At 62.8% G+C, this 15682-nt stretch carries 10 protein-coding genes and 2 pseudogenes; 5 read left to right on the top strand and 7 right to left on the bottom strand.

Features of this window, described 5'->3' with window-relative positions; genetic code table 11:
* Nucleotides 1-39: 39 nt before the first annotated feature.
* Both ALTAJ2_RS18715 and ALTAJ2_RS11265 read right to left on the bottom strand, forming a co-directional pair.
* A pseudogene (locus tag ALTAJ2_RS18715) lies at nt 40-675 on the bottom strand (IS6 family transposase).
* Nucleotides 676-880: 205 nt separating this feature from the next.
* Nucleotides 881-1237 carry a hypothetical protein gene (locus ALTAJ2_RS11265; RefSeq protein WP_007109533.1) on the bottom strand — a complete coding sequence of 119 codons (357 nt, stop codon included), beginning with the start codon at nt 1235-1237 and terminating at the stop codon, nt 881-883.
* 325 nt (nt 1238-1562) lie between these two features.
* Here ALTAJ2_RS11265 and ALTAJ2_RS18710 point away from each other — a divergent pair, with 325 nt between their 5' ends.
* Together ALTAJ2_RS18710 and ALTAJ2_RS19725 are read left to right on the top strand one after the other, a co-directional pair.
* On the top strand, nt 1563-1955 hold the full coding sequence (locus tag ALTAJ2_RS18710) for an HVO_A0114 family putative DNA-binding protein (RefSeq protein ID WP_007109532.1): 393 nt from the start codon (nt 1563-1565) through the stop codon (nt 1953-1955).
* Nucleotides 1956-2301: 346 nt separating this feature from the next.
* Nucleotides 2302-2442 (top strand): hypothetical protein, encoded by a 141-nt coding sequence (locus tag ALTAJ2_RS19725; protein ID WP_007109531.1) that lies wholly within the window; start codon nt 2302-2304, stop codon nt 2440-2442.
* Nucleotides 2443-2517: 75 nt separating this feature from the next.
* On the opposite strand, the gene ALTAJ2_RS11255 is transcribed toward ALTAJ2_RS19725, so the two are convergent.
* Entirely contained in the window at nt 2518-2937 is a 420-nt protein-coding gene (locus ALTAJ2_RS11255) for a hypothetical protein (protein WP_007109530.1), read from the bottom strand.
* Between the two features lie 311 nt (nt 2938-3248).
* Between ALTAJ2_RS11255 and ALTAJ2_RS11250 the strand changes: the two genes are divergently transcribed.
* On the top strand, nt 3249-4706 hold the full coding sequence (locus tag ALTAJ2_RS11250) for an MATE family efflux transporter (protein WP_007109529.1): 1458 nt from the start codon (nt 3249-3251) through the stop codon (nt 4704-4706).
* Between the two features lie 700 nt (nt 4707-5406).
* Here ALTAJ2_RS11250 and ALTAJ2_RS11245 read toward each other — a convergent pair.
* Together ALTAJ2_RS11245 and rdfA are read right to left on the bottom strand one after the other, a co-directional pair.
* Nucleotides 5407-7362: an archaea-specific SMC-related protein gene (locus ALTAJ2_RS11245; RefSeq protein ID WP_007109528.1), complete on the bottom strand. Its 1956-nt coding sequence runs from the start codon at nt 7360-7362 to the stop codon at nt 5407-5409.
* Between the two features lie 63 nt (nt 7363-7425).
* Nucleotides 7426-8052 carry a rod-determining factor RdfA gene (gene rdfA / locus ALTAJ2_RS11240; protein ID WP_007109527.1) on the bottom strand — a complete coding sequence of 209 codons (627 nt, stop codon included), beginning with the start codon at nt 8050-8052 and terminating at the stop codon, nt 7426-7428.
* Between the two features lie 722 nt (nt 8053-8774).
* Between rdfA and ALTAJ2_RS11235 the strand changes: the two genes are divergently transcribed.
* Nucleotides 8775-11024, top strand: a complete 2250-nt coding sequence (locus ALTAJ2_RS11235; RefSeq protein WP_007109526.1) for an NADP-dependent malic enzyme — start codon at nt 8775-8777, stop codon at nt 11022-11024.
* A gap of 24 nt (nt 11025-11048) precedes the next feature.
* Here the strand turns inward: ALTAJ2_RS11235 and ALTAJ2_RS11230 are convergent.
* Together ALTAJ2_RS11230 and xacF are read right to left on the bottom strand one after the other, a co-directional pair.
* Nucleotides 11049-11261 (bottom strand): annotated as a pseudogene (locus ALTAJ2_RS11230) (oxidoreductase); the annotation flags it as partial.
* A 375-nt stretch (nt 11262-11636) separates the two neighbouring features.
* Nucleotides 11637-13076 (bottom strand): 2,5-dioxovalerate dehydrogenase, encoded by a 1440-nt coding sequence (gene xacF / locus ALTAJ2_RS11225; protein ID WP_007109524.1) that lies wholly within the window; start codon nt 13074-13076, stop codon nt 11637-11639.
* A 1308-nt stretch (nt 13077-14384) separates the two neighbouring features.
* Here xacF and ALTAJ2_RS11215 point away from each other — a divergent pair.
* Nucleotides 14385-15446 carry a zinc-dependent alcohol dehydrogenase family protein gene (locus tag ALTAJ2_RS11215; RefSeq protein ID WP_007109522.1) on the top strand — a complete coding sequence of 354 codons (1062 nt, stop codon included), beginning with the start codon at nt 14385-14387 and terminating at the stop codon, nt 15444-15446.
* Nucleotides 15447-15682 lie beyond the last annotated feature (236 nt).

Raw genomic sequence — 15682 nt, 5'->3', positions numbered from 1 at the left:
CCCGCACCCCAGACACGTCTGCGCATTAGGTGGTAGTGTTCAGATAAGCTGATTCCATGCGAAGCTGAACGATCTAAGCCAGTCGTCGGCAGTTTCTGCTTCGGCATTGCTAAAGCAGTTCGAGAAGCAGAGTGTTCGCCGTCTTATCTCTCGAAAGACAGGTTCAACAGCATTCCGATTTCCATGTTTTTCGTATCTGAAATCGAAGCCGTGGCGCTGACATGCATCTTGTGACGAGTGCGACCTATCGACGAGAAACACGGCGTCAGAGACGTCGTGTTTCTCGGAGAGTTCCGTAAGAAACGAATGAGCGAGAACCTTCGTTGTTGTCGGTTCAAGCGTTGTATGGTGTAGTTCGTTTGTCTCTAGATCGATTGCGGCGTACAGCCAATACTACTCATCGTTCAGTCGGATCACGGTCTCGTCAACCGCAACGTGATCCGGACCCCGGCCAGATTCGGGCTGTAGATCGGCCTTGTGAACCCAATTGTGAACAGTAGATCGAGCGCGTTTGACACCGAATACCTCAAGAACAGAGACAGTATTTGAAAGCGAGAGTCCAGCGAGGTGCAGTTGAATACTGAGCTTCATCAGCAATCGCGGTGTCGCTTCTTGTTCAACAAACTCTAAGTTAATCTCGTCTAAACAACCGTTGAGGCGGTCGTTTTCGGGCATGGATCACTCAGAAAACGAACCGCCTCATCCTTCATCCTTATCTGAGCACCGCCAATCACACCGGACTTAGTGACGACGAAGCGTACGAGATTCTCATGAGTTTTCCGAATGCACCGGTATTACAGATCGATTCGAGCGGGCGAGTCACCGCCGAATAGTTAGACTGGACACTTCCATCTGCTCTCCGCACATAATGTGCGGACTGCTACTCGTTGTAGTAGATGTGGAGGTCAGCGTAATCCTCCCAGTTCTCCAAAAGGTAGTCCCTCATCTGGTAGAACCCGTAGTCATCGTCCAACCAAATCTTCTTCTCCTCATCGGCGTCGGGCGGAAGATACTCCTTGTCCAGATGGGGTTGACCGTGCCGCGTGTCCATCCCCACGATTTCGGTGTTCTCGTCCAGAGGTGACTCGGCTTTCTGAACGAGTGACCGCCCGTAGTTGTCGGCATCAACTTTAGGATCGTAGCCATCTTTGTCGTTGGGGTCGGGTTCCACATACCCGACGAGGAAATATCCGTCTCCTCGGTAGGTTCCAAGGGCTATACTGTCAAACCGTTCCATCGTTCATCACCTGTACATCTGAAGCCGTCGTGTTCGTTTGCGCATTCATCATTCAATCACGGAGGTCTGCTCGCGCGCACCGTCGTACCAGCATAGCCCCGGCTCTCATGCTGGTGATTTCACGGTGTAGAAGGCCGCTACTCGAATAGTAGAAATCGGAGAACGCCGGCCGGCGTAGCAGATTCTCTCCATTCTTACATTGTGCTTGGACTGACTTAAAAGCTACGATACCAATTGAGGATATCAGAAATCGCTTGGAAAAACCATCTTAGGCACAGTTCCGAAGGTTTATGACCGTTGCAATTCTAACAACGGTTAGAGAGTGATGAAGATGCCTGAATTTGAAGAACCACCAGCCTCGGTCCCCGATCCAAACGAGTTTGAACGCGAAGAGGCGGACATCGATGAGCATCTGGCGTTACGCGCTGCGTTCTCGGAAACGCTCACGCAACACGGCTATCCAGACACGCTTGTCCTTGCCCGTGAACAGGCTGAGGACGTGTTCCACGATCGCCGCTTAGACATCCTCGATTACTTGAAGGAACAGAGTCCGAAATCGGTGCGTGCTCTCGCACAGGAGTTGGACTACGACAAGGGTGTAGTGAGCCGTGATCTTCAGGCACTCGCACAGATCGACGTCATCGAATACGAAGATACTGGTCGTGCGAAAGCCCCTCGTCTCAAGCACAACCACGTGGTCGTCGAGCCAGTTGTCTAATTCAGGTTTGGATTCCAATCTTCAGGTATATACAGTACACATCCAGTGAGAACTCGCCCGGATAGTGCTCGCAGAACGTCTCCCAGTCCTTCCAGCCGCCATGACTTATCACGACTGAGGATAGCATGCCGGCCTCCAGCCTCTTCGTTCCCTACAACCGGCGTAAGTCGCGGTACGTTACGGACACTACCGCTGCAACCGGTATCGTCCCTCGAAACCGAGCAGGCGACCCAACGGTCCCGCGCTCGTTCGCTAGGGGTCGACCCGACATCGCCGAAAGCGAACACCGTCTCGCTGTGCGTGACCGGCGGTGAGACTTAAGCCGACTCGAGTGGTAATTTACAACATGGCATACCGGCTCCAGTGCGACAGCTGTGACCTCGAGAGCGAGTACACCGATTGGGCCGACGCGAACAGCGACGCCAGCGACCACGAGGCCGAGTACGCCGACCACTGGGTGAGTATCGTCGATCTACAGGAGGCTTAGCGTCGTTCGGCGATCGAGGGAGGTGACGGCGAGGCCGCTCGTCGAGACCGGGCTCCGGTTCTCTATCGATCGTCATCACTCCTCCAACTCGAGGTCGGGGTCGCCCTCGAGAGCGGCCGCCAGGATCGCCGTGTGGACCGTTCGACTATCGGTTTCCTGAATCGTGGCGGCGGCCTGAAAGCGCTCGCGGGCCCGCGTCACCGTCCGTGGCTCGGCGGCGAGCTGTGCGAGGATGAACGCGTCGGCGTCGACCGCCCGGGCGGCCGCGAAGTCCGCCGCGTCGTACAGGGCCGCGAACTCCGCGACCACGTCCGAGACGAGCCGATCGGTCGCGTCAGCACCCGGATCGCCCACGGGAACGCCGGCGTCGGACGGATCGAAGTAGCCCTCGTAGTCGACGACGCCGGCCGACTCGTACAGGTACGCCTCGAGCGCGTCGAAGACCGGTTCCGAGACGTAGACGCCGAACAGCTTGTATCGATCGTCGCGAGTCATCACGTAGCGCCCCGTGTCACTTGCCGTAAGCGATGCTCTCGGGGGTGATAAACCCGTCAGGTATCGGGCGCTATCGATCCGAGAACCGAGGGCTCGATCGATCGCGTCCACGAAACGGGCCGATGGGGCCGCACAGCCCCCGCGTCTCAGGTGTCGGCCAACTTCGATCGTGTCGCACCGCGGTGGCGCACGTGGTGTTTGCTCCCGATCCACGACAGCCGTCGGCCATCCCGCGGAATCGTCCATGACGTATTGCTGAGAGATAAAACGTTTTAGCGCTGAGCCGTGACCGATCTAGCGTGGCTTCTCGAGTGCCGAATCCGCTCCGGTGGCTCCTGCTGTCGATTGGGTCTCTGCTCGCGCGGGCGGGGATCGTCGACGCCCGGCGCGTCGAGCGGACCACCGATCTCGCCTGGCCGCGGATCGTTACCGGCATCGCCCGGATGTCGAAATCCGCGGCGGACGTGGCGATGGTCGGGATCGCCCTGGGTCCGGCGGCGATCGCCGGCGTCGGCTTCGCGACCCCGTTCTGGTCGATCGCGTTCGCCGTCGGCGGCGGGGTCGCCGGAGCAACGATCAGTCTCGTCTCGCAGCGCTACGGCGCGCGCGCGACCGAACAGTTGTCGCTGGCGGTGACGACCAGCGCGCTCGTCGTCGTCGCGATCACCGTCCCGCTCGGGGTCCTCTACTGGACCGTTCCCGAGCGACTGATCGGACTCGTCGGGAACGACGCGGCGTCGATCGCCTACGGCGCTGCCTATCTCCGGGTCCTCGCCCTCGGCGTGCCCTTCGCCGCGGTGAACCTGATCGCCAGTCGGACGCTCGTCGGTGCCGACGACGCGTGGACGCCCATGACCGTCCGCGCCGGCGGCGCGATCGCCAACGTCGCCATCAACGCCGTCTTGCTGTTCGTCCTCGAGTGGGGCGTCGTCGGCGCGGCCATCGGGACGGTGCTGGCAAACGTCCTCGTACTGGCGGCGTTCGTCACCGGGTTCACCGTCGGCCGGCTCCCCGTGATCGGGGAGTTCCCCGTGACGATCGACCGTTCGCGGCCGTATACGTCCCTCGAGGATATCCGAAACGTGATCGACATCGGAACCCCGCTCGTGTGTACGAACGTCGCCAGGCGGGCCGCACAGTTCCCGATGCTCGCCATCGTCGCGCTGTTTGGGCCGAACGTGGTGGCCGCCTACGTCGTCGCACGCCGCGTCCGCGATCTGATGGATACGCCGGGCTGGGGCTTCTCGCTGGCCTCGAGCAGTCTCGTCGGCCAGGAACTCGGCACCGGTGACGAGAGTGACGCCGACACGTACGGCCGAGAGGTGCTCTGGTTCGGAACCGCCGTCTATCTCTGCAGCGCGGCCGCCGTCCTCGTCGTCGCCGAACAGGTCGGCCGGCTGTTCGTCGACGATCCGTCGATCCTGCCGCTGGTGACGACCTTCATCGTCGTGGCCTGCGTGAGCGTCGTCTTCCGCGGTGTCAGCGGCGGCGCGACCGGGCCGCTCCGAGCCAGCGGGGATACCCGCTGGCCGTTCTACGGCCAGGTACTCGGGCTCTACGTCTTCGCGCTTCCAGTCGCCGCCCTCGGGGCCGTCTCGATTCCCCTCGGTCCCGTCGGAGCCGTCACGCCGCTCGGGATCGGCGCGCTCTACGCGGCGCTGATCCTCGAGACGCTCGTTCCGGCGGTCGTCACGTACCACCGGTTCGCCGCCGGCCACTGGAAAGTCATCAGTCGCGGCTATCGGCCCGAGTCCACGCCCGGTGACTGAGCCACCCGGAGGACCCGAGCGCGGTTAGAGCAGGTCGCCGCTGCCGCGTGCGGACGGGGTGGTCTCGGGGCACCGTGGCCGCGCCGTCGGCGTGACACCACCGGGCCGACTCGGCTCGAAAACCGTCACGGATCGGTCCGTGACCGGGCTCGCTCACCGTCGGACTCGAGCGAGAGTGGAGAGCGATCTCCGTCCGTCTCCTAGAACACGAGACCAATGTTACGACCGAATAATAAACGATACAGCAATCATCCACATCTGAGATGTCCGTGATGGCACCGAAACGGACTTCGCTCGCCGTGTCGTTTGCTGTTCGTCCGTACCGGCCGGATACTCGCTCTGTATGTAGTATCGTATCGGTCAGCGATATCGGCTCATCGACTCCGGCGAACGATCAGGTCGGTCGGGATACCGAATCAATCTCGAGTGTTTGTGCACCCTACACGCCTATTTAACCGGGTGCCGTCTTCTCCGTGAACTGTCCTCTGCTCGAAAACCAGGACTCCGCCATACGTATACTTCTCCATATGATTCCAATTATTCATCGGTCTCATTTCATACTATCTCCAGTCGACCCGGTGAACGCGCCGAGCGACCGCTATCGACGACTGGGCTACGGGAACGCCATCGATGGGAGCGAAGCACTGCTGTCGACGGGAGCACAGCGAGACTGCGTCGGGAGGACCACTGACCGCGAGAGTTAAATCTCTTCGACGTACGTATACGACTCCGACAGCGCCTCGGCGTCCTCGCGAAGCAAGGCGACGACCAGGCAGTCGACGTACTCCTCGAAGTACTCGACGAGGTCGGCGATCCGGTTCGAGTCGATCGCCTCGAGCGAGTCCAACAGCATGAACGGAACGATTTCGTGGACGTCGTGGACCAGATAGCCGGCGAGCGCGAAGACCAGTCCCGTGACCTCGCGTTCGCTCTCCGAGAGGTGGTCGACGGTGTCCTCGTACGTCCGGCCGTCCTCGGTCGTTCGGACGATGTGGAGTTCGAACGCGGTTCGCGTGACCTTCCGCCGCCCCTCCCGAACCGTCTTCTCGCGTCGCTCGATCCAGATGCGGTCGATGTTTCGGTACTCCAGAATCGAGAGGATCGACTCCATATGTTCGTTGAACGCGTCGACCGCGTTCGCCTCGATCCGGTCGACGCGCGTTCTGAGGTCGGTTAGCTCCGCTTCGACGGTCTCGCGGCGATCCTCGAGATCGCTTCGGTCCTCGATTTTCCCTTCGATCTCCTCGATCCGTTCCTGCACGTCGTCGCGGTCGGCCTCGAGGTCCTCGAGTTCGAGTTCGAGTCGGTTCAGTTCGCGGTGAGTCTCGATGACCTCGCCGTATTCGGCGTTCTCGAACGTTTCGGCGTCCGACTCGAGGTCGTCGATCCGTGCCTGCTGTTCCTCACGGTCGGCTTCGAGCTCCGCGATCCGTTGGGAACGGCGCTCGAGGTCGTCCTCGATCGCCTCGAGCCGGGTTTCGATCTCCCCGCGCTTCCGGCGTCGGTCCCGGAGCTCCTTCTGTCGGTCGGAGAGGTCGTCGATCCGCTCTTGGAGGTCGCTCCGCTCGGAGAGCCTTCGCTGGCGCAGCGAGCGCAACCGATCGAGCGTCGATTCGATCCGGTCGCGGTCGACCTGCGAGCCACACGTCCAACAGACGACATCGTCCGACTCCGCGAGCAGTTGGTCGGTGAGATCGTCGCCGTCCCCCTCGGCTGCCCCGTCGGACTCGTCGAGATCGAGGTCGATCCCGTCGTCGGCGAGTCGCTCCTCGTTGAACCGGATCACGCTCTGGAGTTCGCTGACGGTCGTGTCGAGCGACCGTTTCCGACTGCGAAGCTCCTGAACCCGCCCCTCGAGTCGGTCCGGCGACTCCTCCCCGTCGTCGAACGCCTCGAGTTCGTCCTCGAGGTCGTCCCGTTCCCGTTCGAGTTCGGCGTAACTCTCCCGCTCGGTCTCGAGGTCGTACTCGATCGACTCGAGTTCGGTTCGCGCGTCCTGCAGGTCGGCGAACGCCGACTCGATCTCGTCCTTTCGCTCCCGACTCGCCTCGATGTCGAGGTCGAACGCGTCGAGGTCGGCCTCGAGTTCGTCGATCCGCTCGGTCGTCGTCTCGATCTCGTCCTCGAGCGTGGCGCGATCGGCTTCGAGGGCGGGGAGTTCGCTATCGAGTTGGGCGAGTTGCTCAAGGCGCTCGTCGAGGTCGCGCTTCTCGGCCTCGAGCGCGTTGATCTCCGCTTCGATCTCGTCGGTATCGATCGGTTGCATGATGAGATCGCGGAGATCGTCGCCCCGCCTGACGGTGCGACGCGCCTCGTTGGACTCGAGCAGGAAGGCGAACAGATCGGCGAGTTCCGGATCGTCGAGGTACGGGTCGCCGTCGAAAACGACGTCGCCGTCGCGGCGCTCGAGGAACCGCGTGTACTGTTCGTCGTCGAAGGCCAGTTCGACGCGGCCGGCGTCCGCGTCGCCTTTCAGTGACGATCGCCGACTGCCCAGCGCCGCCATGATCGTCTGGAGGAACGACGTTCGGTTCGTCGCGTTCCGGCCAGTCAGGACGTTCACGCCGGGTTGAAGCCGTACTTCGGTGCTGTCGATGCCGCCGATGTTCTCGGCCGCGACGGTGATCGACGAGGTGACTGACTCTGGAGATGACACGACTGCCTTTTCTCGCCGCTGAACTAAATGCTATTTGGTTACGGCCGTTATTCCGAGACGCACTCACACGGCATCGGACCCGTCACAGTCACAGCCACCCTGATCGAGCAAGTCCGCGATCGGGTAGTCGGCACCGCAGTTGCCACAGATCGTCCGTACGTCGACGAACACCTCGTACTCCCGGTCCGTGATCTCGCCCGCGTTCCCGAGTTCCTCGAGCGTCGATTCCGTGATGACCTGCGTCCGGCCGGCGAGGCGCTGGACGGTCTCTTTCTTCCGTTCGATGCGATCCTCGGGGTCTTCCTCCGGAAGGGAGGCGTCGCGGACGTTCGTGAGATACGTATAGATCGTCTGGTGAGTCACGAAGTCGGACTGAACGTCGTCGATATCGACCCCCGACCGCTCGAGTTCGCGTCGTTTCCGAACCGCGTCGGATCGCGACACGTCGTCGTTCGTCAGCGTTCGATAGAGCGAATCGATGTCCGTATCCAAGACGGACGAGCCCGCATCGCGCACGGCGGCCCGGAGCACGGCCTGATTGAACTCGGTCGCGAGGTCGCGCAGGCTCGTTCGCTCGGTCCCGTCGCCGACCCACTCGGCCTCCAGTCGCTCCCCCCACTCCTCGAGGTCGTACCGATCCATCACTCGCTCGACTTTCGTTCGGCGTCCGCCGCTCGAGTCGTCCGTCATACCCAATGACACTGATGCCTGTCGTACAAATGTTGTGATTACCGTCAGGAGAACCCGCAGTCCGTTCGGGGTCCTTGCCCCACCGGCAAACCGAACCGGTACTATAACGATAGTTATGGATAGTAAGGAGGCGACTGTCATTTCAGCTGTATATTTCCATCTGCTATACCCGTCCCACAGACGGTCGAAAGGGCGTTCAGTACGCCGTACGCGGTATCGACGCCGTTCGAACTATCGGATAGGAGTTACCGTCACAGCCGCGCTCTGATCCAAGTAGTTACAGAACCGATTCGGATGGCGAGAAGAACGATTGCGGCCGACCGACGACGGGATGAGTTACTGATCTATGGCTGTAAACGTGAAGGGCTGAGTGTCGAGTTTCCGTCCGGTCACTCTCGCTGTCCCGTCACGGCGGAGCGGCGACCACGATCAGTGTCTTCGACCCGTGACGCGGATCGTAAGTACCGGACCGCGGGAGGACGCCTATCGCCGTTGTTCGTTTGAACTGATCGCTCACGGGCACTTAGTCAGACGGCCGTCTCGAGAGTCCAGTTGGAAGACGACCCCGCCGCCGGCGGCCGGTCGTATCGGTGTCCCGACCGCGGCGCGTCTATGCTGCGGTACGGACCAATCATGTTTCTGGAATATGTCCGTTCCGGGTCGCGCAGCCAACGAGCACAGCCGTACTCTTTTGTCGGTCCGCCGGAGACACACGACCACACATGGACGACGACGCGCTCGAGTACCATCGGACCGACCCGCCGGGCAAAATCGAAATCGCGACGACGAAGCCGACGAACACGCAGCGGGACCTCTCGCTCGCGTACTCGCCCGGCGTCGCCGCGCCGTGTCGGGAGATCGACGCGGACGCGGGCGAGGCCTACCAGTACACGACGAAGGGCAACCTCGTCGGCGTCGTCTCGAACGGCTCGGCAGTCCTCGGGCTGGGCGACATCGGCGCGCAGGCCTCCAAGCCAGTCATGGAGGGCAAAGGCGTGCTGTTCAAACGGTTCGCCGACATCGACGTCTTCGACATCGAACTCGATCTGGACGACACGGACGCGTTCGTCGAGTCGGTCGCCGCGATGGAGCCGACCTTCGGCGGCATCAATCTCGAGGACATCGCAGCGCCGGCGTGTTTCGAGATCGAAGAGCGACTCCGCGAGCGCCTGTCGATTCCCGTCTTCCACGATGACCAGCACGGTACCGCCATCATCAGCGGTGCCGCCCTGCTCAACGCCGTCGAGATCTCCGGGAAGGACCTCGCGGACATCGAGGTCGCCTTCGCCGGCGCGGGTGCGGCCGCGGTCGCGACGGCCGAGTTCTACGTCTCGCTGGGCGTCCGTCGGGAGCACATCACCATGTGTGATATCGACGGTCTGCTGACGACCGAGCGGGCCGAATCCGGGGATCTGGACGAGTACAGTCGGCAGTTCGCTCGAGACCTCCCCGAGGGCGATCTCGCGGACGCGATGCGGGGTGCCGACGTGTTCGTCGGCCTCTCGGCCGGCGGCATCGTCAGCCAGGAGATGGTCCGATCGATGGCCGACGACCCGATCATCTTCGCGATGGCGAATCCCGACCCGGAGATCGGCTACGAGGAGGCCAAGGCCGCCCGCGACGATACCGTCATCATGGCGACGGGACGGTCCGACTACCCGAACCAGGTGAACAACGTTCTGGGGTTCCCGTTTATCTTTCGCGGCGCGCTCGACGTCCGCGCCACCGAGATCAACGAGGAGATGAAAGTCGCCGCGGCGACGGCGTTGGCCGATCTGGCCAGGCAGGACGTCCCGGACTCGGTGGTCAAAGCCTACGGCGATCAACCGCTCCAGTTCGGCCCCAACTACATCATTCCCAAACCCCTCGACGCCCGCGTCCTCTTCGAGGTCGCTCCCGCGGTCGCACGCGCGGCGATCGACTCCGGTGCGGCCCGCGTCGAGCGCGACATCGACGAGTACGTCGAACGACTCGAGGCGCGTCTGGGCAAGTCCCGGGAGATGATGCGGGTCGTCCTCAACAAGGCGAAATCCGATCCCAAGCGGATCGCGCTTGCCGAGGGAACCGACGAGACGATCGTGCGAGCGGCGTCCCAGATGGTCGAACGGGGAATCGCGGAGCCGATCCTGATCGGCGACGAAGACGAGATCCGCAGCACCGTCGCGAACCTCGGCCTGGAACTCGATCCGACCGTCGTCGATCCCGAGAGCGGCGATTACGAGGCGTACACCGATCACCTCTACGAACGGCGGAAGCGAAAGGGCATCACGCGCCGCGAGGCGGAGTCGATGATCCGTGACGACACCGACTACTTCGGGAGCGTCATGGTCGACCGCGGCGACGCCGACGCGATGCTCACGGGACTGACGAACCACTACCCGTCCGCGCTCCGGCCGCCGCTGCAGGTGATCGGCACGGCCGACGACGCCGAGTACGCCGCCGGCGTCTACATGCTGACGTTCAAGAACCGCGTGTTCTTCGTCGCCGACGCGACGGTCAATCAGGCACCTACCGAGGACGTTCTCGAGGAGGTCACCCGCCACACCGCCGATCTGGCCCGCCGGTTCGACGTCGAGCCCCGCGCCGCCCTGCTCTCGTACTCGGACTTCGGCAGCGTCGACAACGAGGGGACACGCAAGCCCCGCGAAGCGGCCCGCCGACTCCGCGAGGACCCCACCGTCGAGTTCCCCGTCGACGGGGAGATGCAGGCCGATACCGCCGTCGTCGAGGAGATGCTAACCGGCACGTACGAGTTCACCGACCTCGAGGAGCCCGCGAACGTACTGGTCTTCCCGAACCTCGAAGCCGGGAACATCGGCTACAAACTGCTCCAGCGCCTGGGCGGGGCCGAGGCGATCGGCCCGATGCTGGTCGGCATGGACGAACCGGTCCACGTCCTCCAGCGCGGCGACGAGGTCAAGGATATCGTGAACCTCGCGGCCGTGGCGACGGTCGACGCACAGCACGGGTAGCGCTCGACGGCCTCCCGTCGTGAGTCACGCGAGTACGACCGGCTCACCCCGTTCCGCGGAGTCGTGGAGGGCCTCGATGATCCGCATGGCCCGCAACCCGTGTCGACCGTCGGGAGGGATCTCGCCGTCGCCGAGGAGCCGGTCGGCGAAGTAATCGAACTCCACTTCCATCTCCCGTTCCGCGTCGAAGCTGTCGTGTTCGACCGTGACCGAGGGGTTGCCGCGCTCGAGACCAAGCAGACACCACGGGGCGGGGATCTCGAGGGACGGGTCCCGGTTTGCAGTCTCTCGACGCTAATATCCGCGCCCATCGTCGCTGAACGACGCTCGTGTTGATCGACAGGCGGCGACGCCGCCGTCACCCGCGCAATTCACTGCGGAACGTTCGGACCGACTCCGTAAGCGGTCCGAGCTCCGGCAGAACGGGTGTCGGTCCCGACCCAAATTTACAGACGTATACTTGTAACATTCTCCGTCAAGAATGTGGGATTGTCGCACGATCCTTCGGTATTAGAGAACGCGCTCTCGCTCTCGGCACACGCGGACATCCGTCGGCCGCCATCACCGAAAAAACGGTACCGCTGCCGATCACTGTCGAGCGTCGCCCGTTCGTCAATAGTTGTCGTAGACCGTCTTGCTGATGCTGTAGAAATCGAGGCCTGCATCGCCCTGCTCGCGGTACGTCTCGCTCGAGGAGTCCTTCACGCCGCCGAAGGGGACGTGGAGTTCGACGCCGGTCGTCTTCTCGTTGATCTTCACGACGCCGGCTTCGATCTCCTCGGCGAAGCGATTGGCCTCGGTGTGGTCGTCAGTGACGACGCTCGCCGAGAGTCCATAGTCGACGTCGTTGGCGACAGCCAGCGCCTCGTCGAAGTCGCCGACTGGAAGGACTGCGAGCACCGGGCCGAAGACTTCCTCCTGGGCGATTCGCATCTCGGAGTCGACGCCCGAGAAGACCGCCGGCTCGACGAAGTAGCCCTCGCGGTCCAGCGTCGAGCCACCGTACTCGAGGGTCGCGCCCTCGTCCCGCGCAATATCGACGTACTCGAGCGTGCTCTCGAGTTCGGATTCGCTGACGTGGGGACCCATACTGGGGTCGTCGAGTCCGTGGCCGTGCTCGATCGCGGCGGCGCGGTCGACGACGGCGTCGACGAATTCGTCGTAGACATCCTCGTGGACGATCGCGCGGGAAGTGGCCGTACAAGCCTGGCCGGTGACGCCGAACGCGCCGCTAGCGACGATTCTGGCAGCTTTGTCGACGTCCGCCGTGTCGCTGACGACGGTTGGATTCTTCCCGCCCATTTCGAGCTGGACGCGCTTGCCGTCCTCCGTCGCGGTGTCGTAGACGGTGTTTCCGACCGCCGTGCTGCCGGTGAAGGAGACGGCGTCGACAGCCTCGTGGCCGGCGATGGTCTCGCCGACTTCGCTGCCGGGCCCGGTGACGACGTTGATGACACCGTCCGGAAGGCCGGCTTCCTCGAGCGCGCTCGCCATCTCGTGGACGACACCGGGCGCGAGCGTGGCGGGCTTGATGACGACCGCGTTGCCCGCGGCCAGCGCCGGTGCGATCTTCCAGGCCGGAATGGCGATGGGATAGTTCCACGGGGTGATCAGGCCCGCGACGCCCAGCGGCTCGGTTTTCGTGTAGAGTTTCGTGTCACGCGCACTCGGACTCTTGATCGTGCCGCCGATGTCGCTGGCCTTCGAGCCGTAGTAACGGAAGATGTCGATGGCCCGCTGTACCTCGCCGCCGGCCTCGCTCCGGGTCTTTCCTTCCTCCCGGACGAGCAGTTCGGTCAGTTCGTCCTTGCGCTCCTCGAGGAGCGAGCCGGTCCGCGCGAGGATGCGACCCCGCTCGGGGCCGGGCGTCGTCCCCCACCCGCCGCTTGCCTCGCGCGCCGCGTTGATCGCCCGCTCGGTATCCTCGGCGTCGGACTCCGGATAGGTCGCGACGACGTCTCCGGGAATTGCGGGATCGGTCGTTTCGAAGGTTTCCCCAGTGTGCGATTCGCACCACTCGCCGCTAATGTAGTTCAATCGCTGATCGGGCATACAGTCGGACATCGGTCCGTTCGCTCATAATTCTTGTCGTCCGATTCTTCTGTCAGACTGAACAGTTCTGTGAACGTATCGTTATGATGGTTGGATAATTCGTGCTGCCACGCGGTAGTAGCGCCTCTCCACTGGCGACCAGTATAGACTGAGCGCTATCGGTGACGAGACAGCGTGCGATCTGACGACCGTCACGCCACGTCTCGACAGTTTCGGGAAACTCGCAGCGGCCGCGGATGTCGCGGGTGTCGGCATCGACGAACTGGCGAGCGGCGTGACGGTCGCGGCTCCGACCGTCTCGTACGACTCACTCACTGACGGGACGCTGCCGGTCGTGCCCGACGAAGTGTGGGCAGCGGAGGTCACCGACGAGGCCGAACGGCCGGCGGTTTTCTTTACCGCGATCCCAGTCGGCCCGTCGGTCCGGGCGACGCGGCCGGTATTCGGATGGACTCGACCTGGACCGTGCCCGAACTGGAAGTCCTCACGGACCGTCATGTACGGGTAGAGAGCGTCGTCCCGAAGTCGGCATCTCGAGGAACGAGACCGGGTCCGGCCCGGTCGCGGCTCGAGGACGGGAAACGGGTCTACGAACCGATCCACTCGCGTCCATATCCTCTCGTGATACCTCTTCCAGTATTCATATCTATCCTGCTATATCTACTATAATGAGCTATAACTGATGTATCGAGGCTGCGAACATCCGCCGTCGAGAATCGGTTCTCGATGAATCCCCTGTGGGACGAGAGAGGGACAGTCAGCGCGCTGCACGGCCTATCAGTCCGTTTCGAATCGATCTCCCCGTTCGACTCACTATTTCGGCCGGTGATCTCCGTTGATTCGCTCTGAGTCGGAGTCGAATCCAGCCGGAACGGGTATTTCGACCAACAAGCGCTAACGAGCGTTTTTCGTGTCGACTGTGACCGAAAGCGGAGCGCCAGCGCACTCTAATCGCGTTGGACCGCTATCCCAATACTGTTGGTTTTAGCTTATGCTAGCAAATCAGAGAGTTCTTTTCGTCGAGTACCGGTCGTGTTCTCGCGGCGCATCGACTCGACGAGTGCGTATCGACGACAGTGGCAAAGGACGTTCGACCCTCACACGTTCCAACACCCCCAACATTATCCGAAGCGGATACATCGACAGTCCGTTTTCGATCTCGGCTATCGAATTTCGGGCTGAGTGGTCAATAGTGGCCCAGCAGGCTGGAATCGAACTACACACAACAGCGAAAAACTCACGGAGAGTTTGTTATGAATAGAGTACGTACCGCCTACACTTTTATACTCTCTGACTCTACCTCGGACCATGCGAGCAGCCGTACTCGAGGAACATGGGGAACCGCTCTCGGTCGAAGACGTCGACTATCCGGAACCGCAACCGGACCAGGTCATCGTCGAGACCGAGGCATGCGGGATCTGTCGCAGCGACTGGCACGCCTGGCAGGGCGACTGGAGCTGGATCGGTGCGGGCGTTCCCGAGGGACAGATCCTCGGCCACGAGCCCGCTGGCGTCGTGTCGGCGGTCGGCGCCGACGTCGAGACGCTCGAGGAAGGCGACCGCGTGGCGGTACCGTTCCACCTCGGCGACGGCAGCTGTTCCCACTGCCGCGAGGGGCGAGCGAACAACTGCGAGACGGTCATCCCGCTCGGCCTCTCGGAGTTCGCACCGGGCGCGTTCGCGGAGGCCTTTCCCGTTCGTGAGGCGGACTTCAATTGCGTGAAACTCCCCGACGAGGTCGAGTTCGCGGAGATGGCCGGCCTCGGCTGCCGGTTCATGACAGCCTATCACGCGCTGGCCGACCGCGCCGACCTCCGACCCGGCGACTGGGTCGCGATCCACGGCTGTGGCGGCGTCGGACTCTCGGCGATCCACATCGCCCAGGCGCTGGGCGCACACCCGATCGCGATCGACGTCCTCGACAGCAAACTCGAGCGCGCCGAGGAACTGGGTGCCGTCGAGACGATCAACAGCACCGAGGTCGACAGCGCGCCGGCCGCGGTTCGAGAACTCACCGGCGACGGTGCCGACGTCTCGATCGACGCGCTGGGGATCGCCGAGACCTGTCGGAACTCGGTCAACAGCCTCGGCACCCGCGGCAGCCACGTTCAGGTCGGACTCACGACCGGCGAGGAAGAAGGCCAGATCGAACTCCCCGTCGACGTCATGACGATGCAGGAGATCGACTTCCATGGCTCGTTCGGTATGCCGCTGGTCCGCTACGAGGAGCTGTTCAACCTGATCGCACAGGGCACGCTCGAGCCGAGCAAGATCATCGGCGACACGCTCTCGCTCGAGGACGCACCGGAGACGCTAGCATCGATGGACGACTACGAGACGGTCGGTATTCCGGTCATTACGGAGTTCTGACCCGCTTCCGAAACGCGACTGATCGACGGAGTCGATCGTCGACGTCGCATCGCGAGCAGCCGACCCCCGGGAACCGTCGCTGTTCGGCACGGACATCGCGAAACCCGGGCGGGGCGGGAACCGCCCTGGGCGTGAGAGACATGAGCGTACTCGAAGCGGGGGCGAATCCACGTCGAGCGATCCGGGCACGAACGCACGCAATCGGCCGGTCAGCGCGTCGGTCTGCGCGCGTACCC

The sequence above is a fragment of the Natrinema altunense genome, assembly GCF_000731985.1.
Classification (GTDB): domain Archaea; phylum Halobacteriota; class Halobacteria; order Halobacteriales; family Natrialbaceae; genus Natrinema; species Natrinema altunense.
Note: the sequence above shows the minus strand (reverse complement) of the source record. Positions and strands in the feature narration are given on the sequence as shown.